The following is a 20,079-nucleotide window of genomic DNA, read 5'->3' as shown; positions in this document are numbered from 1 at the left end:
CTGGCGAGGTTAAGTTCATATTTAACGGAGCCGAAGCGAAAGCGAGTCCAAATAGGGCGATTAGTCAGTTGGGGTAGACGCGAAACTTTGTGATCTATCCATGGGCAGGTTGAAGGTTAGGTAAAACTAACTGGAGGACCGAACCCGTTGACGTTGAAAAGTCTTGGGATGACCTGTGGATAGGGGTGAAAGGCCAATCAAACTGAGAGATAGCTCGTTCTCCCCGAAATGTTTTTAGGAACAGCGTTGCATATAGAAGTTTATTAGAGGTAGAGCTACTGATTGGGCTAGGGGGCTTCACCGCCTACCAAACCCTGACAAACTCCGAATGCTAATAAATATCTGCAGCAGTGAGGCTTTGGGCGCTAAGGTCCAGGGCCGAGAGGGAAATAACCCAGATTAGCAACTAAGGTCCCTAATACGTAGTTAAGTTGATCAAACGAGGTGGGATTTCTATAACAGCCAGGATGTTGGCTTGGAAGCAGCCATTCATTTAAAGAGTGCGTAACAGCTCACTGGTCGAGAGATCCTGCACGGAAAATAATCGGGCATCAAACTACGAACCGAAGTTCTAAGTTTCTACCTTGAGTAGAAGCGGTAGGGGAGCATTGAAATCTGCACAGAAGGTGTACGGCGACGTATGCTGGAGCGATTTCAAAAGAAAATGTAGGCATAAGTAACGATAATTAAAGTGAAAAACTTTAACGCGAAAAGTCTAAGGTTTCCTGATCAACGTTAATCGGATCAGGGTTAGTCTGGTCCTTAGGAAAACCCGAAAGGGGCATCTGATGGAAAGCTGGTTAATATTCCAGCACCTGCTATGCATTAAAAGTGACGCAGGGACGTGGTGGTTGCGTACGGACGGAAGTGTACGCCTGAGTGGAGTCTTCGGACAAAGCGAAATCATAAAATCCCTGCCAAGAAAAGCGAGTATAGCAGCCAGTACCGGAATCCGACACAGGTAGACGGGATGAGTATTCTAACGCGCTCGGGTGAGCCGTGGAGAAGGAACTAGGCAAATTGACGCTGTAACTTCGGGATAAAGCGTACCAGCCGCAAGGCTGGTCACAGTAAAATGGTACAACCAACTGTTTAACAAAAACACAGGGCCCTGCAAAAACGTAAGTTGACGTATAGAGCCTGAAACCTGCCCGGTGCTGGAAGGTTAAGGAAGGGTGTTCGGCGCAAGCCAAAGCTCCTGACTGAAGCCCCAGTAAACGGCGGCCGTAACTATAACGGTCCTAAGGTAGCGAAATTCCTTGTCGGGTAAGTTCCGACCTGCACGAATGGTCTAATGAGTTGTACACTGTCTCCTCCACGAGCCCGGTGAAATTGTAGTATCGGTGAAGATGCCGGTTACCCGCCACGGGACGGAAAGACCCCGTGAACCTTCACTACAACTTTGCATTGATTTTGAGCAACAAATGTGTAGGATAGTTGGGAGACTTTGAAGCAGTGTCGCCAGGCATTGTGGAGTCATCGTTGAAATACCAACCTTTTGTTGCTTAGAACCTAACCCTGAACAAGGGGACATTGCATGGTGGGTAGTTTGACTGGGGTGGTCGCCTCCTAAAAAGTAACGGAGGCTCGCAAAGGTACCCTCAGTACGGTTGGTAATCGTACGTAGAGCGCATTAGTATAAGGGTGCTTGACTGTGAGGCAAACACGCCGAGCAGGAGCGAAAGCTGGCTAAAGTGATCCGGTGGTTCTGCATGGAAGGGCCATCGCTCAAAGGATAAAAGGTACTCCGGGGATAACAGGCTGATCTTACCCAAGAGCTCATATCGACGGTAAGGTTTGGCACCTCGATGTCGGTTCGTCACATCCTGGGGCTGGAGAAGGTCCCAAGGGTTCGGCTGTTCGCCGATTAAAGTGGCACGTGAACTGGGTTCAGAACGTCGCAAGACAGTTCGGTCCCTATCTGTGGTGGGCGCTAGTAAATTGAGTGGACATGACCTTAGTACGAGAGGACCGGGTCGTACGTACCGCTGGTGTATCTGTTGTGCCGCCAGGTGCAATGCAGAGTAGCTATGTACGGACAGGATAAACGCTGAAAGCATCTAAGCGTGAAACCTTCCACAAGATGAGTTTACTTTTAAGGGTCGTCAAAGACTATGACGTTGATAGGCTATAGGTGTAAAGCTGGTAACAGCAAAGCCAAGTAGTACTAATTGCCCGTAAGCTTTATTTTTTTTCTTGTTATCATTTCCTTCCCAATATGTAACTTATTGTCACTGGTTTATTACCATGATTTAAAATCTTATGGTGGTTTTGCCGGGGGTGTTCACCTCTTCCCATTCCGAACAGAGAAGTTAAGTCCCCCATGGCCGATGGTACTTGCGTTTTGCTGGGAGAGTAGGTAGCTGCCATATTTATTGAGCCTCATCCGCCTTGTGCTGATGAGGCTTTTTTATTTTCAGAATTTCATCAGTCAAATAATAACGGATCAATTGTATGTTCAGCCTCATGAGCATAGGAGATTCGGTAGCTAAATATTTATTGAGCCTCATTGGCCTTGTGCTGATGAGGCTTTTTTATTTTCAGAATTTCATCAGTCAAATAATAACGGATCAATTGTATGTTCAGCCTCATGAGCATAGGAGATTCGGTAGCTAAATATTTATTGAGCCTCATTGGCCTTGTGCTGATGAGGCTTTTTTATTTTCAGAATTCCATCAGTCAAATAAATGCGGATCTATTGTGTGTTCCGTATCATGTGCATAGGAGATTCGTTAGCTAAATATTTATTGAGCCTCATCAGCCTTGTGCTGATGAGGTTTTTTACTTTCAGAATTCCATCAGTCAAATAAATGCGGATCTATTGTGTGTTCCGTATCAAGTGCATAGGAGATTCGGTAGCTAAATATTTATTGAGCCTCATTGGCCTTGTGCTGATGAGGCTTTTTTATTTTCAGAATTTCATCAGTCAAATAATTGCGGATCTATTGTGTGTTCCGTATCATGTGCATAGGAGATTCGTTAGCTAAATATTTATTCAACCTCGTTTTTTATTAAGGAGGGTTCTTCAACCTACAATTTATCCTGCCTCTGACTATTGGTATCCACCTATAATAGCATAAATGCTCAATAATTCTATTCTTGAGTCTATTACCAGGTTACGAATTTGCTGGAATAAGACAAGCTAATACACTATCATTTCTGATCAGCCCCTCAGTTATTTAGATTTTATTAGCTTGAATTAAAAATTTCCAAATATGTTAAGCAAGAATTTTCTTCTTAACTAATTAAAGCAATGGATTCTTCCTCTATATTTTGTTATTTTACACTAAGCCCCATTTTATCCAATGACCAAGGAAAAGAAACGTAACCTGCTCCAACAGTTTCTCCGCATAGGGGTTCATCCTGACTCGGGTTTTATTGAAACACAACAAACCCAAATGTTCAATCTCTTTATTTTGATTGGAGCACCTTTTGCCATAATTTCTCTGATTATAAACCTTAGTCATTTCGATTATTTCCCCGCCACAGTTAATATCGTACAATTAGTCAGCTTTTCAGTTGCTTTTTGGGTTTCTGTAAAAGGCAAATACAAACAACTTAGGGTGGTTATCCTTATTAGCCTTACAATAATGGCAATGATTGCTTCTTATAAATACCATAACTCAGGGGAATACCGCTTCCTGGTGATGATACTAGCTGCTATTATTTTCTTTGATAAAAACTGGCAATACCTATGTTATGCTTTAATAACTGCTGGCTTCTTTGTTTTTATAAGATTAACCTATAATCCTAATTTGGAGATCATGCCACTGGCTGAACTTATGGCTACCTGTTTAAAAATGTTCTTGCCACTTTTGCTCTTTATCCTTGCTTTACTTTTTTTTAAAATCATTTATTTCAAGAATCTCTACCAACTTGAAAATGCAAATATGGAACTCCGGTTTGCACGAGATCAGAAAGACAGGATACTCAGTACTGTAGCACATGATTTAAGAACGCCAATTTCAAATATTGCAGGCATCGCTAAACTGATGCAATCCGATACACTTTCAAAAGAAGAGCAGCAGAAAATGTTTACACTTATTGACCAGGCGGCCCACAGTGGATTGATGCTGATCAATGACCTATTACAACATAATGATAAACGCGATGCTGAATCGCAACAATCAATGGTTGACTTAAACGAGCAACTTAGTGATTGGTATCCTTCTTTTGAATTCAGGGCCAGAGGGAAAAAGATACGCATCAATATGCAATACTGCAGTGATGCCTTACCGGTAATTATTGATTGTGATAAAATGGAAAGGGTATTTGCAAACCTTATAACCAATGCCATTAAGTTTAGTACTGAATATTCAAATATCTTAATTTATACAAGGAAGGAAGATGATTTTGCAGTGGTATGTGTAGCGGATCAGGGTATCGGAATTCCACCAGAAAAACTAGAGAGTATCTTCGATTTATTCGGAGATGCTAAAAGAACAGGTACTGCAGGAGAGCAAAGTTTTGGTATGGGACTTTCCATTTGTAAACAAATCATAGAACAACATAAAGGCAATATTAAAGTAACCAGTGAAGATGGTAAAGGAACAAGTTTCTTTGTTCGTATCCCCTTAGCAGATAGCTGATTCAGGCAACATCTTCGCCACTTGATGCAGCTAATAATTTGAACCAATCTTCCCGATCTAATATAATAGCAGCAGCATTTTTGGCCTGTACCAGCCGTTCAATTTTCGTAGTACCTATAATGGGCAATATATTTGCCGGATGGCGATGTAACCAGGCTAATAAAATTTCGTTGATGCCCGTTCCATATTTTTCTCCAAGCTTTGATGCCATAGAAACAATACTTCTGAAGCGTGGATGACTGTCATCATTTAATATCCCTCCACCAAGCGGAGCCCATGCCATTGGAACTATTTTATGCTCCATGCAATGCTCAAGCATGCCATTACTAAATGGAGGAAGATGCAAAATCGAAATTTCCAATTGATTGTATTCAATCTGGGTATATTGCTGAAGCAGGTTTACCTGGTGAGGTAAAAAATTGGAAACACCAAATTGAAGAATTTTACCCTGCTGTTTTAAATGAGCAACAGCCGAGGCTACTTCTTCCGGATTTAATAATGGATCCGGTCTATGTATTAGTAGAAGATCAAGGTGATCTGTATTGAAATTTTCCAGTGACTGCTCTACAGAACTAATGATATGTTTTGCAGAGGTATTGTATGATTTAATTTGGTGCGAAGGTCTGTTATCACTCATCATCTGAATACCACATTTACTGATGATGCGTATATGGGCACGTAAGGCGAAATTATTTTTAAGTGCTTCGCCAAACTCTGCTTCAGTTGTATAATCTCCATAAATATCCGCATGATCAAAAGCAGTAACCCCATTTTCTAAACAAGCTTCGATCATAGCCTGGTATTCACTTGTAGTAAAACCTGCGCCCCATTTGCCCCAGCGCATACAGCCGGCTACAGGTGCTTTAATAACAGATGCTGCATTCATAGATACAAATTAATGAATCCGAAAGAAATAGCAATCTAACCTACTTCTATAAATAAAAAACCCCGACCAGGGTCGGGGTTAAAGATTCGTAGTTGTGTGTAGATTAATATCTGTTAAATCCACCGCCACCACCGTTTCCACGATCGCGGTTGTATCCGCCACCGCCTCCACGGTTTCCACCACCAAATCCGCCACGGCCACCGCCGCCACCAAAGCTTTTCTTTTTAAAGCCACCTCTTTCACCTTCAGGGCGTGGAGTAGATTCGTTTACTACAATTTTACGACCAAGCACTTCAGTATCGTGCAGGGCGCTGATTGCAGTGCGGGCTGCCTCATCATCAGACATTTCAACAAAACCAAAACCTTTGCTGCGGTCATTGTTGAATTTGTCGGTAACGATTTTGGCACTGGTTACTTCACCATAAGGAGTAAACAGATTCTGCAGATCATCACTGGTCATGTTCCAGTTCAGATTTCCAACGTAAATGTTCATTTTTTTAAAAAAATTAAGTGATCAAAAACCAATGAGAAATAAGTAACCAAAAATCCTGAAACATTTACGTGAAAACGTTCTGAGATATGGAAGACCTTTCATTGGACTACCGAAGATAATGAATTTGGGGGATTGACAAGTTTTTTTCAGTCTTCTGGCTGTTTAGGTCAAAAAAGGCAAAAAATACCGGTTTTTCGGTATAAAAAAGCCCCGATTTCCTAAAATCAGGAAAATCGGGGCCAAAATTGTATTTCAGACGACTATTCGCCTACTACTTCAAAGTCGATTTCAGTAGTGTTGCCATTACCAAAATCAATAGAAGCTTTGTAAGCACCCAGCTCTTTTACTTCATCCACAATGCTGATGCGTTTACGGTCGATCTCGTAACCTTTTTGGTCGCGGATAGCACGTGCAATCTGCAATGAGGTGATAGTGCCGAAGATTTTTCCGCTGGTACCAGTTTTAGCACCAAGCTTAACAGGTGATGCTTTCAATACATCGATCACTTTAGTGATCTCAGCCAGCATAGCTGCTTCTTTCTTCGCCTGAACCTTCAAACGCTCTTCCAGTTGTTTGAGATTTGACGGGTTTGCTTCTACAGCGAACTTCTGAGGAATCAGGAAATTCCTGGCATAACCATTCTTTACGGTTACCAGTTCATTACGACCACCCAGATTGTCTACGTCTTGAATTAAAATTACTTGCATGTTTGTTTTTTTAGTTCCCAAGAGCCCAGAGTAATTTTTGTCTCTGTCTCCCGATCTTTTCGGGGTTAGGGAAGGTGACTAATTGGATATAATTCAAAAATCAAAAGTCAAAAGTCAAAAGCCAAAACATTTTTTGATTTTTGACTTTTGATTTTTGACTTTTTAATTTATTTCAGCAAATCCGTTACATAAGGCAACAGCGCCATCTGGCGTGCTTTCTTAACTGCATCAGATACTTTACGCTGGTATTTCAGTGAGTTACCACTTAAACGGCGAGGCAATAATTTACCTTGCTCATTGATGAATTTTTTCAGGAACTCAATGTCTTTATAATCAACGTATTTAATGCCATATTTTTTGAAGCGGCAGAATTTTTTCTTAGGCTTCTCCTGTTTAATAGCGGTCAGGTATTTGATCTCATTCTTTGCCATGATTAACCCTCCGTTTTTTCAGTTACAGCAAATCCGCCATTTCTCTTTTTGTAGTTGTACTCGACGGCGTATTTATCGAGTTTAGTGATCATGTGACGCATTACCTGCTCGTCACGTAAAAGCTGAATTTTCAGCTTTTCATTGAAGTCGGTTGGCGCACTGTACTCCAGCACCCAGTAAATACCGGTTGTTTTCTTCTGGATTGGGTAAGCCAGTGATTTTAATCCCCATGGGTTGCTGAATACAGTAGATCCACCATTTTCTTTGATGAAATCTTCGTACTTCTTCTGAGTAGCTTTGAAATCTTCCTCAGAAAGCACCGGAGTGAAAATCACCATCAATTCGTAATTACTCATTACCTGAATTTTTAGGTTTTTAAATTGGTTTTTCCCAGTGGATTCCCCCAACAGTAACGAAGGGAGAAAATCTGCCAATAACAGATTTGGGGCTGCAAAGGTAAGGAATTGGGTGGAAATAGCGAAGGAAAATCCGAAACTTTGGACTATTTAAAGGTCCAAAAAAGCCATTTCAATGTAAATATAGCTGTGGTGAGCGTATGAGTAACAATTATTGCCGTTCTGGGAAAATTGACTGCGAGCCATCAGAGTTGCGTATGATTGAACGCAGATTGTCATGATTTTCAAGATTTATCATGATAAACTGGACCGATTAATAACAGACAATGCAATAGCGTTAATCTAATATTTTTATAACCAACCTATTATAAAATATCTAATTCGAAGGCCCAGATCATTGAAATAGTAACAGAAAGCCTAAAGTAACCACCGATTAAGGCTCGTGGCTCATAGCCATTGCTGTCCTGGGAAAATTTGCTAGCATCTTCTGAGCCACAGGCTACATGCCACAAGCTGCAAGCAATTAGTAAACCAGACATTAAACGGGAGCCAGGTAATTAGGGAAGATAAAAATGAATAAATACAATCAGTACCCGTGGACAGACCTTCATTGGCATTGGTGTCAAGCGCAGCGATGACAGACTAAATCATGCGTAGCAGATTTAGTCAGAGGCCAATGTAGTCTGGGAACGGGTACGGGGCCATTCGGCCCAGGAGTAATATTCAATTTTGACCAGACGAGTGATCGATTTTATTCAGTGTCAAAATGGAATAAAGATTGCTAAACCCTTAGTTAAGGCCGATTTAAAAAGTAAGGGTTCTATTTTCAACTTACGTCAAGATGATTGCTGCAGAAGCATTTCAGAGATAGATGCTTTTTTTACCGGACAGCAATGGCTCATAGCCAAATTTTCCCCGGACAGCAATTTTTTTATTCATTATTAATCCATTATACCCTTCAATAAAACCACATAAGTTGGAAAATGGTCACTATATCCGCCCCTGTACCGATTCCCATCCCAGGTTCTCATAGGGTAACCCTTGTATTTGCCCGTGAATTCTTTTAGATATGCCGGATTATAAATATGCTCACGATAAAAATGAAACCCCTCTTCTTGCTTACCCAGTAAACTCTGCGACAGTATTATCTGATCAAATAACCCCCATCTGTCCCGGTGCGCCAAAGTGCCTATTCCATTGTTGAACCACGAAACCCAGGGATTATACAATTCCCCCGGGTTTAATGCATCCTTCTTACCCTTTGCCTTTAAGCCAACACATATGCTTTTATCAATCGGGTCATCATTCATATCTCCCATAACAATCAACTTGGCAACTGCATTTTTCTTCTGTATAGAATCAATGTGCTTTCTGCAAACCGCAGCCGCAGCCATGCGGGCAGGTGCACTTCTTTTTTGGCCACCTCTTCTGCTGGGCCAGTGATTTACATAAATATGCACCGTGTCATTCTGCAATAACCCCTTACAGTATAAAATATCCCTTGTGTAATAGGCATCTTTACTGTTACCTGGCAACGACACAAATAATTTTTGCGCATCAAGCGGAGTAAAATAAGCAGGGTTATAAAGTAAACCAACATCAACACCTCTTACATCTTTTGAAGAAGCATGAACGATATGATAATTCCTTTTTTTGATCAATGGGTGCTGAACCAGAAACTGTAATACTGTATCATTTTCAATTTCTGCGACACCGAAAATAGCTAAACCATCTTCAGTATATGATTTTCCAATATCAGCAATTACACCTGCCAATTTATTCAACTTGTCTTTAAAAATAGTAGTACCATATTGCTTCAATCCCTTTGGTGTAAAATCATCATCATTGATCATTGGATTGTCAATAGTATCATACAAATTTTCAAGATTATAAAAACCAACCAACGCCAATTGATAACGCTTCAACTGAGCCGATGCACACAAGGCGAATATTAAAACAATACAACACAAAAAAAATGTTTTCATAGCGAATGATTATTTAATTATTGCGCTAAATACAATTTTTTGCGACCGTATTTTCCGCAAAAATGATCACTGGTGATGCATAATATTTTGCACCTGTTTATTTTGGCAGAAATAAATAATCATGATTCATTTTTTATGTGTAGTTGTGTGCTTGGTTAATATAAAGACATGCGCAGTGAATAGGATAAAAGCAGATACCATACCACTGAAATATGACAGCAGTATCTTACAGAATTTTTTTAATCAGGACGCAGTTGCATCAAATGCAGTTCTGCTTGATGAGGAGGAGAGAGGGTCAATAACTAATTCAATAGCTCCCTTGAATGGAGAAAAAGAAATTTTTCTTCAAATGGCAGCCTTTCAGTTCAGCGCCATGAGATACCGTTATCGGGGTTATGATGCTTCTTTATCCGCCACTGTAATCAATGGATTATGGATGAATGACCTGCATCAAGGTAATCCCGCCTGGTCATTATGGAGTGGCTTATCTCAGGTAATGCGAAATAGTATCGATTACACTTCGAACCGTTTTCAGGATAACTGGCTTGGCGATCCGGGAATAACAACATGTATTGATATGCGTGCATCGGCACAACGTAAACAGTTACAATGGGGTTATGCAACGTCAAACAGAAATTACACAAACAGGTATCATTTTTCTTTAGCAAAAGAAACAAATAGCAAAGGGTGGTCATGGGCAATCGCTTTTAATATGCGCATTGCAGACGAAACATATCGGATAGGCTGTAATTACAGATCAACATCCTATTATGTTGCTGTTGATAAACAACTGAAAAATGCCGGAATAATTTCATGCATTGTATTTGGGTCACCACAGCAATATGGAAAACAAGCAGGTATTACTATGCCTGTTGCAAATTTGTTTGGTACGCAATACAATCCCAACTGGGGATACCAACAAGGTCAGAAAAGAAATGCTGCAATGGTTAACCAACATTTACCCGCCGGTATTTTAATGCACCAATTAAACCTTAATAACCGTACAATTTGGGAAACCAGTTTTGGTGTGATTACCGGTAAACGAACAGATACAGGATTAGACTGGTATCAGGCTGCAGATCCACGACCTGATTATTACCGCTATCTGCCGGAGTTTCAGGATGATAGTGTATTGCGTATTCAGGTAAAAGATATTTTATTGGAACAAGAAAGTTTGCAACAAATTAACTGGCAGCATTTTTACTCTGTCAACCGAAATTCATTAGCGCAAATTGAGCAAATAAATGGATCGAATGAAAGTATTCGTGGAAAAAGAGCCCATTATCTGTTAGATCAAAAAACAATTCATACCCAAAAGTTTCAATTCAGTAGCACTTATAGATCCAGGTTGAATAACTCCTGGAATATAGCCACTGGCATTCAATACAGCTACCAGCAAAATCATTATTATAAAACAGTATTTGATTTATTAGGCGCAGATTTTTATGTAAACTGGAATCAATTTGCAGAAACAGTATTTCCATCAACGATTGATGTTAAGCAGTTTGATCTTGATAAGCCCAATAGGATATTATATAAAGGAGATAAATATGGTTACGATTACCTATCATCCATTTCCTTTTCCAATATTTGGGCACAATCAGCTTACACAGGTAATAAAATAGATTTGCTATTAGCTTTAAGACTATCAAAAACTGAATTTTTACGAAAGGGACTTGTCCGAAATGGATTATTTCCCAATCAATCGAAAGGCAAATCTCCTGCAAGCCATTTTTTTAATCCTTTAGCTAAACTGGGTATTCTTTTTAAACTAAATCCAAAAAGCAGTATAGGTTTTTTGATGCAAGTACTTTCAAAAGCACCGCAGTTCGACAACGTTTTCATTTCACCTCGGATGCGTAATACAAAGCAGGAAAACCCGGTGAGCGAACAAGTGTTGAATATAGAAACGAACTATAAACTGCTCCTGAGAAAATATAGAGTAGGTATCAGTTTTTATCATACGAATATTCGTAATGGGATGAATGTGCTTACTTTCTACCATGATGGATACCAGCAATTTGTAAACTACGCGATTCGAAATATAAACAGACAATATACTGGTATTGAGTCGTCATTGAGTTATGAATTGAATGAGCAGCTCGAGTTTGCACTGGTATTTGCGAAAGGATTCCATCGGTATACAAGCAGACAAATGGTTACAGTGAGTTTGGATAATAATGAATCCTTATTGGACAAAATGGAGGTTTACTCGCAAAATTTCCGGGTTGCAGGATCTCCGATGCAGGTGAGTGGAATAAGCTTTAAATACAGAACAAATAATGGATTATTAGTGCAATTAAATGGCAGTCATTTCCAGGATCAATGGCTCGAGTTCAACCCGCTTAGGCGGACCTACGAATTGCTTGATGGTATCGTAAAAGGATCAGAACTGTGGTATAAAATAATTTCTCAGCAAAAACTGCCGACCACTTTTTTAATGAACATGTTTATCGGAAAAGGATTTTCAATAAAAAAATTTTACCAGCGGACACCCTTACGCCTTTTTTGTTCACTCAGTATAAATAATCTCCTGAATAAGCAAGGCATCATTACTGGTGGGTATGAACAACTTCGTTTTGATCAGGAAATGAAAGATCCAGATAAGTTTCCACCAAAATTATTCTATGGGTATGGATTGAATTATGCTTTATCAATAACAATAAGTCTTTAAATCGCTAATATGATAACAAAAAATACCAGGTTCTTCTTTTTGTCGATACCTGTTCTTATGGGTATTTCCAATTGTAATAAATCATTTGATGAGCCGCCTGAATATACTGTCCCTGCTATAAAATCGAATAAAAGTATTGCAGGTTTGAAACAATTACATCTTTCGAACAACTTCGAAAAGATATTAGAAGATATCATTATTGAAGGTGTTGTAATTGCAAATGATATCACCGATAATTTCTATAAATCTATCGTAATACAGGATTCAACGGGAGGTATAACCATCCGTCTTGATGGTTACTCTCTATTTAATAAGTATCCGGTAGGTGAAGGAGTTTTTATTCGATTAAAAGGGTTATGGATGGGAGATTATGCTGGCATGATACAATTGGGTGGAGGAGTAGATCGTTCTGATCCATTGTCTCCTCAATTATATTCCATACCCCAACCTTTGTTCGACAGGGTAATTGTAAAACAACGTAAACAAATTGCTTTATATCCCAGAAAATTACAAATCAATGAGTTGGCAGATAGCTTGCAAAGTACCTTGATTACATTAACCAATGTTGAGTTCGCAGCATCTGATACAGGCAAACCTTATGCTGATGCCATCAATAAATTAACGGGTAGTCATACCCTGCGAACATGTGGTATAGGTACCGTATACGTTAGAACAGGTGGTTTCGCAAGCTTTGCCGAGGCATTAACAGCGAGGGGGAATGGTGAAATTACCGGCATATATAGCATCTTCAGGACCCAAAAACAATTGTTGCTTCGTGATACAAACGATGTGCAGATGAATGGACTTCGTTGTACCGAGGCTGGACCTAAACAATTATTTTATGAAGATTTTTCGGGGCAAAAAACAGATAGTAGTATTCAATTGATAAACTGGCAAAATATATCAGAAACAGGTGATCGGTTTTTTCTGGCAAAATCTGCATCTGGAAATACATTCGCAGAGATTAGTGCCTTTGCTACCAGAGAACAATCTGTCATCAGTTGGCTGATACTACCTTCTATTGATCTGGATCATTCAGCAAATGAATTCCTTCGATTTCAAACTAAAGATGGGTTTGATAACGGCGCAGTCTTACAGGTGCTTTACTCAACTAATTATGATGGAATTACTCCCTGGAAAGCCCGCTGGCATAAGCTTGATGCGGTTATTTCCAAAGGAACAGGCTCAGGTTATGCTAAGGAATGGATCAGTTCAGGCGACATTAACTTACATGCCTTAAAAGGAAAGATACATATTGCTTTTCGTTATGAAGGAAATGATCCTGCTGTGCAAGTGGCAAAACTTACTACTACATTTCGTGTTGATAATATAGAAATACAGGGGAACTAAAAATGCCCCGAAATTTCGGGGCATTTTATTATTCTGATTACTGGCAGGTTGGAATTACCTGATTTTTATAAGCTGCACTACTTTTCTTTCTTTTCCTTGCACCAGTTCGGCAAAGTAAACACCAGGATTAAGTTGATGGCCTACCTGAACTGTACTATTTGCATTAAGATTATTCCTGCTTTCAAGAGGCTGACCGGAAACATTGAAAATCCTCAACTGAACCGGTGTAGTAGCTTTAGCAGATATTTTTAATGTAAAGAAGGTACGGCTTGGGTTCGGCATCACTGTTACTTTCAGTGTTTCTGCATTTTCAGAAATGGCGACTTCTTCACCTAAAGTTTTACCACTTGTAATTAACAGGTTATTGCTGGAAGCTACTGTATTCTGTGTGCAATTGTTATTATTCCAGATAATGGTTCCTCCTTTGCTTTCAACTTGTTCGGCGATAAATAAGCCTGTCATATATATGGCTTCATTATTGCTGCTCCATTTTCCATTTCCTTTATTCTCAGCAGTAACTTTTAATTTACCATTTGGCATATACACATTAGCAGTTACGCGAACATCATCCCCTTTAACCTGGAATTTTTCATCATCACATTTGGTATCACCCATATAGAATGTTACTTTATAATTATCCGGATTCACCTGTACGCGATCCCCGATACTAACTTTCTTACTCACTTTCACCTGGGTAGTACCATTGAATCTTACGTTGCTATAACTGGTTTTTCCGCCCTCTTCTACTATCAACTCTTCAATGTTAACTATAGAAGCAGTGAATCGGATCTGCGCTCCTTTCTCAGCCTTTATGGTTCCAAATGTGTTGCCATGTAAAGTAACAGTCGCATTTTCTTTAATGGTAATATCATTGTAATTACCATTTAAAGTAGCCGTAGTATTCTTCTGAACACTGGTGTTTGCAAGATTCCGTGTATTACTTGTGTTATAGAACATTGTTGGTAATGTCACTATAGCTGAACCATATAGCCTGTTTGGAATTAGGATACCTGATCCATCTAATTTAATCATTGGAGCTTTTACGAAAGCTCCCGGAGCCGCAACAGAACTATTCTTATCGAACGACGCTTCTCCTCGACGATTCATTACCCCAACACTGCCACTGTTAACTTTATTTGATTCTCCAAGTTTTACTTCCTCATAAGCAAGAATGGTATAGCTATTCACCAGATTTTGTTTCTGGAAAGTATAAGAAGTTGCATTACTGCTGCTACATCCTGCCTGGTTGGTAATAACAAGCGTATAAACTCCATCAGCATTGGTTAATCCAAGGTTTAACTGAGCACCTGTACCCACTATTGTATTATTAAAGTACCACTGGTAAGTATAATTACCAGGATTGCCAGACAGTGTAAACTGATTACAGAAAACATCTGGCTGAGAAGTGGTTATGGTAGCTGTAGGCAGAGCAGAAATGGTTACAGTGAAGTTACAAGTGTTAGTATTGCCATTGATGTCTGTAACCGTAATCAATACGTTAGACTGCCCAGGGTTGAAAATACCACTGATGTCTCCACCATTTCCACTGCGAATAGTGGCGCCTGAGATACTATATTGAACAGAAGCTATACCACAATTATCGCTAGTGCCAATGGTTGGAATAGTATATTGGTTATTGGCTGTTTGACATAATGAAAGATTTGCAGAACAGGTAATTTGAGGTGCCTGATTATCAGTTACCAATACTGTTTGAATCACAGATTTGGTATTTCCATTTACATCCGTTGCAGTCCAATTAATAGTAGTCGTTCCAACAGGGAAAGCATCTGTTAATAATAAGCCATCATTTCTTATTCCCGTTAAAGTTGCGATACCACAATTATCTGTAGCCTGCGGAGGTTGAATACTAATTTGAGCATCGCATCTTCCTGTTTGTGCCGATATTGAAATAGAAGCTGTGCTGATAACAGGTAATTCATTATCAATTACGATTATTTCCTGTTTAGCAGTATCAGTAACATTGCCATGTATATCAGTTACAATCCAAGTAACTACTGTAGTGCCAATTGGAAACTGGCTAGGCGCATTATTAGTTACTGAAGCGATACCACAATTATCTGCAACAACAGGAGTTCCGAGAGAATTAATGGTCGCATAGCAAGTGCCGCTGTTATTTATAACGCTTACTGCCGCCGGGGCTTCTATAGTCGGTTTTTGGTTGTCGGTAACAGTAATTAATTGTTCTTGTGAACTTGTATTACCATAAATATCAACAGCAGTCCAGTTAACTTTTGTTACGCCAACAGGGAAAGAAGTTGGAGCATTGCTGCTGATCGAAACAATTGTATTAAATCCTGTAACGGTTGGTGTTGGTAATAAAGTTGTAGTAGTACATGCACCTGAGTCAGTGAAAAATCCTAGATCTGGCACAGATATAGTTGGTTTACTGAAATACCTCCAATCGTATTTAGTAATAATCGGGAAGTGATCTGAAGTAGTACTTGCAAAACTGTTGATCAAAGACAAAACATCTTTATAGACCTGCGCAGAATTTTGCACATAGGCCACGCTCATTTCATTTGAAGCAATCACATGATCGATCATATCAGGGAAGGAAGCTGTAGAGCTGTTGCCGGTTAAACTTAATGGTAAAGTTAAAGATGAATAACCTTGTACATCATTGAGGAAAGCACTGTAAGAGCTTGCCGTTACAGGAGCCATCTCTGTGGTGATTGTTTTATCCAGATCATCATTCAGATCACCGAGTATAAGGAAGCGGCTATTAGGGAATGCAGCATCAAGTGAATCTTTTAATTCATCAGCACCTGCTTTTCTCCTTCCGTAAGCTTCAATTTTATCGGCTGTATTACCCGTATTGGCTTTTGCATGAACCACAATAAAGTTTACCACACTGGTAGCCCCATTAAGGGTAACTTCTGCTTCCATCATAAATGGAAATCTTCCGCTAGCCCAACTATTGTAGGCATTACCTGCACTGGCTTTAAGAATTGGCCGGGTGCTTAATTTTTTTACGATGTCTTTATTATAAATAAATCCAAGTTTCTGGGCACCTGCATAATCCGGATCATTTACATCATCGGCATAAGAACCATAAGTATTTACAACATAGCCATAATTGCCCGGTAATGATTCTGCAACTGTTTTGAAACGAAGTGTATCAACAATTTCCACAAGGGCATAGATATCTGCATTAAGCGCGTTCAATACAGTTTGTACATTTTGTTGTTGTAAATCTTTATTGGTAGGTCCCAGTCCGGATGCTGTACTACCAAACCATTCCAGGTTCCAGTTAACCACTTTTAAGGTTCTGAGTGAAGTGCCGGATAAACTCATTCCCTGAATAATATCAGCAGCATCACCAATTACAGCGCTTACTGTTCCGTTATAGTTTTGGTCAGCGGTTGTTGGACTAAACCTTACATACACTGTTTGACGGCTGTTTGCGTTTGCAGCCGGGATAATAATGGTTGAAGTGAAATTATTGCCATCTATACTTAAACCAAATCCAGCAGGTACAGAAAGCGTGATAGCTTCATTTACATTATACCCTTCAACTGATATGGAGCGCGGCGTTGAGTTTTGTCCGTTAGCTATATAATCAAAAGCAATATTGCCTCCTCTAATATCAACACCAGGTTGGGCCGGTGTCGCAGAGTTAGTGATGCTGAAATCATCTAAAGTCCACCTGGCCGCATTTAGTGCAGGCGAAGAGGTATAAACAAAAGCGATGTAAACATTTGATGCTTTGTAAGCAGATAGATCTATTTGATCGCTGGTGGTCCATACATCAGATTCCGGTTCTGCAAAACGGCCATTAATTTCGGTCCATTGTGCCAGATTCGGATCACCTGCTCCTGTATAATTTGTAGACACCATCAATTTCAATGATGGTCCTGCAAAACGTACACGGGAAGCGAAACTTAAGATAGGATAGTCAAATCCTGCGATATCGAAAGCTGGTGAAATCAACCAATCTTCATTTGTTTGTGCACCACTCACAAATCCATTCATCTGTACTCCATTACCTGTTTTACCAAAAGTAGTACAACCCCATACCTGTGCACCTGTTACACTGTACTGGGTGAAACCTCCCGGTAAATTATTAACACAGTTATTAAAATTGAAACTGGTAGGAGCTGCACCTGTGCTAAAGCTCCATGCATTAGCGGCAATGCCTCCAAAAGCATTACCACCCAGATCGAGCACTGTACCTGCATCAAGCGTGATATAATAAGATTTGAATGCAGCCAGTTGCGTATTAATGCTGATGGTTTCAGCAGCAATGCTTACAGCAGCATCATTTATATCAAATACCTGACTACTTCCATTGGTTACATTATGGATAGTAATATTTCCAGATCCCGGAACAATTGTTTCATTAAATGCAATGGTGATTGCATCAGGCGGTGTAATGCCACTTGCTCCCTGATTCGGATTGTAACTTGTTACTACCGGAGCGGTAACATCACCAGGAGTATACCCACGAACGATCAGGTTATCGATACTGATTTTTGGTCTTGAACCCGTTGAGCCACCAGTTCCATTGTAATAATAAAAACGCAAACGGGCATTTGGATTATTACTAAAGTTCGCAGGAAGTGCTATGCCAGATACTATTCCACTTGAAGGTGTATTATTAGTGATGTTTAATACAGCCGCACCGGTCATTTCAGTAAAATTAATGCCGTCGATACTGCCATAAATACGAAGAGAACCTTTTCTGTCGCCCGTACTATTATTAATGGATGCCCAGTTGAAACTGATTGTTCCAGCATTTACACCAGTGAAATCGAGGAATAGATCAACTGCTACAGCAGTAGTATTATCCGATGAGCCGGTAGACAATAACACTAAATTTCCACTTCCTCTTTGAACACCACCTGAAGAGCCACTGCTAAAGCTTGCGGTGGAAGTGGTAGTTCTGATACCATTGGGTATTGTTCCAGTATTGTTGATGGTAACAGGACCAAAATTAATGGCTCCATTGTCTGAACTAAATCCATTAGACCAACTAGCAATATTGTCAAAGTTTTGCGAATAGGCTAGTAATGGTTGTTGAGCCATTATAACCGGTTGTGCGGTAGTAGCAAAACTTTGTTGAGGTCCATAAGCAGTTCCACCTTCATTAGTAGCAAATGCTTTTAAGTAATAAGTAGTATTAGGAGAAAGGTTGTTCAGTAATGCATTGAATGAATTGCCTGAAAGATTAGTTGCATTTACAACAATGCCTGTTCCATTGGCAAAATTGGCAGTGGTGCTATATTCAAATCCATAAGCGCTGATATTGGAGCAACCACTAAATGTTATGTCAGCACCAAGTATAGCACTTGAGGCAGTAATGTTTGAAGCCAATTGTGTATTAACAGAAGCGCTGCTGTTTACGCCTGTACCTAAAACAGGGTAAGTTAAGGTAGCGCCTCCTCCCGATAGGCTGAGGTTGTCATCATAAGATTGTATAGCAGTGGGAGTAAAGCGAACATAGACTGTTGTTAGACTTAAACTATTTCCCGAATAACTAATTGTTAATGTATTCGCATAAGTACCATTGGCTGCGTTTGATAAAGTAAAGCCCTGGGGGGCTGTAATAGTAATATCAGTTCCATTGAGATTATTACCATTTATGTTGAAATTGCTTTGGCCATTAGTATTTATACAAATGTTACCAAAATCAACCTGTGCCGGATTGGTAAACAGTGCCGGTATTCCCGGGGCCTCACGTGTTATTTCAATAGAATAGGTTGAAGTAGTAATACCATCTTGTGCAGTAACAACAATATTGATATTATTAATTCCTGTATTCAAGGAAACCGAAGGTGATGCTGTATTACTGGCAACATTTACACCATTCACCTGAATGCCTGAAAGCGGATCTGTAGAAACAGGTGTTATGGTGATTGCGTTTGTTGATGATGGTACTGTTGCGCTATATGTAAAAGTCCCCGAACTAAAAGATGGTGTAATACTACCTGTACTTAAAGTGATATTTGATAGGGTTGAAATATTGGTAGCTTGCGTAGCACTAACTGATAGAGATAAATCATCTATGCGCCAATTGCTGGTATTGGCAGAGGCAGAACCTGCTCCATTGAAACCATAAATACGAAAGGTAACAGCTTGCGTTGCACTAAAATTAATACCTGTATGACTTTTCAGCGACCAACTGCTATTGTTTGCAATGGTGCCTTGAATGATATCACTTGAAAAATTGTCTGCACTAGACCTGAGTGTATAAGCCTGAGGTCCTGTTCCTGTACTTCTTGTACCAAATTGTATACCTGTCAGGTTAATTCCAAATCCTCCTGATGGAGTAATGGTAAATTCAAAATAGGCAGAGCCATTTGCTGCCTGATTCAAAGTACCAATTCTTGCTGCTATACCAGCATTGCCACCAGCCGAAAAGCCGGTATATCCGCTGGATGCAGAAACTGTGGTGATTAAGTCATTTGTAGTACCATTATTATTTCCTCTGGAAAAATCAGAAGTAACAATATTTGCAGTGTTTATTGTAGGAGATGCTGTGTTGAAATTCCAACTGATTGTTTGTGAACGGGAAATTATACCAATCAGCAGCAGGCATAACATTCCCAGGGAACGGCCCAGGTAGAGTTTTCTCATGGATTAGGTTT

10 protein-coding genes and 2 rRNA genes (1 of these 12 cut by a window edge) are annotated in these 20,079 nt (G+C 39.8%); 5 read left to right on the top strand and 7 right to left on the bottom strand.

The features are described 5' to 3' along the window. From ACH30E_RS15855 to ACH30E_RS15845, 3 genes are all read left to right on the top strand, one after another. Positions 1-2,191, top strand: a 23S ribosomal RNA gene (locus ACH30E_RS15855) (it extends 616 nt beyond the left edge of the window). A 70-nt stretch (positions 2,192-2,261) separates the two neighbouring features. Continuing rightward, positions 2,262-2,372 (top strand): 5S ribosomal RNA (gene rrf / locus ACH30E_RS15850). 933 nt (positions 2,373-3,305) lie between these two features. Continuing rightward, on the top strand, positions 3,306-4,589 hold the full coding sequence (locus ACH30E_RS15845; protein WP_490825754.1) for a sensor histidine kinase: 1,284 nt from the start codon (positions 3,306-3,308) through the stop codon (positions 4,587-4,589). A gap of 1 nt (position 4,590) precedes the next feature. On the opposite strand, the gene ACH30E_RS15840 is transcribed toward ACH30E_RS15845, so the two are convergent. The 6 genes from ACH30E_RS15840 to ACH30E_RS15815 all read right to left on the bottom strand — a co-directional run bounded on the left by ACH30E_RS15840 (position 4,591) and on the right by ACH30E_RS15815 (position 9,447). Beyond that, on the bottom strand, positions 4,591-5,475 hold the full coding sequence (locus ACH30E_RS15840; protein ID WP_294992038.1) for an aldo/keto reductase: 885 nt from the start codon (positions 5,473-5,475) through the stop codon (positions 4,591-4,593). A gap of 103 nt (positions 5,476-5,578) precedes the next feature. Continuing rightward, the gene (gene rbp, locus ACH30E_RS15835; protein WP_294992035.1) at positions 5,579-5,968 is read right to left on the bottom strand and encodes an RNA-binding regulator; all 390 of its coding nucleotides are present in this window, start codon (positions 5,966-5,968) and stop codon (positions 5,579-5,581) included. A 260-nt stretch (positions 5,969-6,228) separates the two neighbouring features. Further along, the gene (rplI, locus tag ACH30E_RS15830) at positions 6,229-6,675 is read right to left on the bottom strand and encodes a 50S ribosomal protein L9 (RefSeq protein WP_294992032.1); all 447 of its coding nucleotides are present in this window, start codon (positions 6,673-6,675) and stop codon (positions 6,229-6,231) included. Positions 6,676-6,842: 167 nt separating this feature from the next. Beyond that, the gene (rpsR, locus tag ACH30E_RS15825) at positions 6,843-7,106 is read right to left on the bottom strand and encodes a 30S ribosomal protein S18 (RefSeq protein WP_133473151.1); all 264 of its coding nucleotides are present in this window, start codon (positions 7,104-7,106) and stop codon (positions 6,843-6,845) included. Between the two features lie 2 nt (positions 7,107-7,108). Continuing rightward, positions 7,109-7,462, bottom strand: a complete 354-nt coding sequence (gene rpsF, locus ACH30E_RS15820) for a 30S ribosomal protein S6 (protein ID WP_294992028.1) — start codon at positions 7,460-7,462, stop codon at positions 7,109-7,111. 941 nt (positions 7,463-8,403) lie between these two features. Beyond that, on the bottom strand, positions 8,404-9,447 hold the full coding sequence (locus ACH30E_RS15815) for an endonuclease/exonuclease/phosphatase family protein (protein WP_490825616.1): 1,044 nt from the start codon (positions 9,445-9,447) through the stop codon (positions 8,404-8,406). A 175-nt stretch (positions 9,448-9,622) separates the two neighbouring features. Here ACH30E_RS15815 and ACH30E_RS15810 point away from each other — a divergent pair, with 175 nt between their 5' ends. Together ACH30E_RS15810 and ACH30E_RS15805 are read left to right on the top strand one after the other, a co-directional pair. Further along, entirely contained in the window at positions 9,623-12,121 is a 2,499-nt protein-coding gene (locus tag ACH30E_RS15810; RefSeq protein ID WP_490825615.1) for a TonB-dependent receptor, read from the top strand. Positions 12,122-12,130: 9 nt separating this feature from the next. Then, a complete protein-coding gene (locus ACH30E_RS15805; RefSeq protein WP_490825614.1) occupies positions 12,131-13,471 on the top strand; it encodes a DUF5689 domain-containing protein in 1,341 nt (446 codons plus the stop codon). 54 nt (positions 13,472-13,525) lie between these two features. Here ACH30E_RS15805 and ACH30E_RS15800 read toward each other — a convergent pair whose 3' ends face one another. Further along, positions 13,526-20,068: a cadherin-like beta sandwich domain-containing protein gene (locus tag ACH30E_RS15800; protein ID WP_490825613.1), complete on the bottom strand. Its 6,543-nt coding sequence runs from the start codon at positions 20,066-20,068 to the stop codon at positions 13,526-13,528. Positions 20,069-20,079 lie beyond the last annotated feature (11 nt).

The sequence above is a fragment of the Sediminibacterium sp. FW305-C-61 genome (assembly GCF_058231065.1).
This window is presented reverse-complemented; position numbering and strand designations above follow the sequence as displayed.

Bases quoted from the DNA above. Each gene is read 5' to 3' on its own strand.
- rplI (WP_294992032.1), bottom strand. From the start codon at position 6,675: ATGCAAGTAATTTTAATTCAAGACGTAGACAATCTGGGTGGTCGTAAT.
- ACH30E_RS15845 (WP_490825754.1), top strand. From the start codon at position 3,306: ATGACCAAGGAAAAGAAACGTAACCTGCTCCAACAGTTTCTCCGCATA.
- ACH30E_RS15815 (WP_490825616.1), bottom strand. From the start codon at position 9,447: ATGAAAACATTTTTTTTGTGTTGTATTGTTTTAATATTCGCCTTGTGT.
- rpsR (WP_133473151.1), bottom strand. From the start codon at position 7,106: ATGGCAAAGAATGAGATCAAATACCTGACCGCTATTAAACAGGAGAAG.
- ACH30E_RS15800 (WP_490825613.1), bottom strand. From the start codon at position 20,068: ATGAGAAAACTCTACCTGGGCCGTTCCCTGGGAATGTTATGCCTGCTG.
- rbp (WP_294992035.1), bottom strand. From the start codon at position 5,968: ATGAACATTTACGTTGGAAATCTGAACTGGAACATGACCAGTGATGAT.
- rpsF (WP_294992028.1), bottom strand. From the start codon at position 7,462: ATGAGTAATTACGAATTGATGGTGATTTTCACTCCGGTGCTTTCTGAG.
- ACH30E_RS15805 (WP_490825614.1), top strand. From the start codon at position 12,131: ATGATAACAAAAAATACCAGGTTCTTCTTTTTGTCGATACCTGTTCTT.
- ACH30E_RS15840 (WP_294992038.1), bottom strand. From the start codon at position 5,475: ATGAATGCAGCATCTGTTATTAAAGCACCTGTAGCCGGCTGTATGCGC.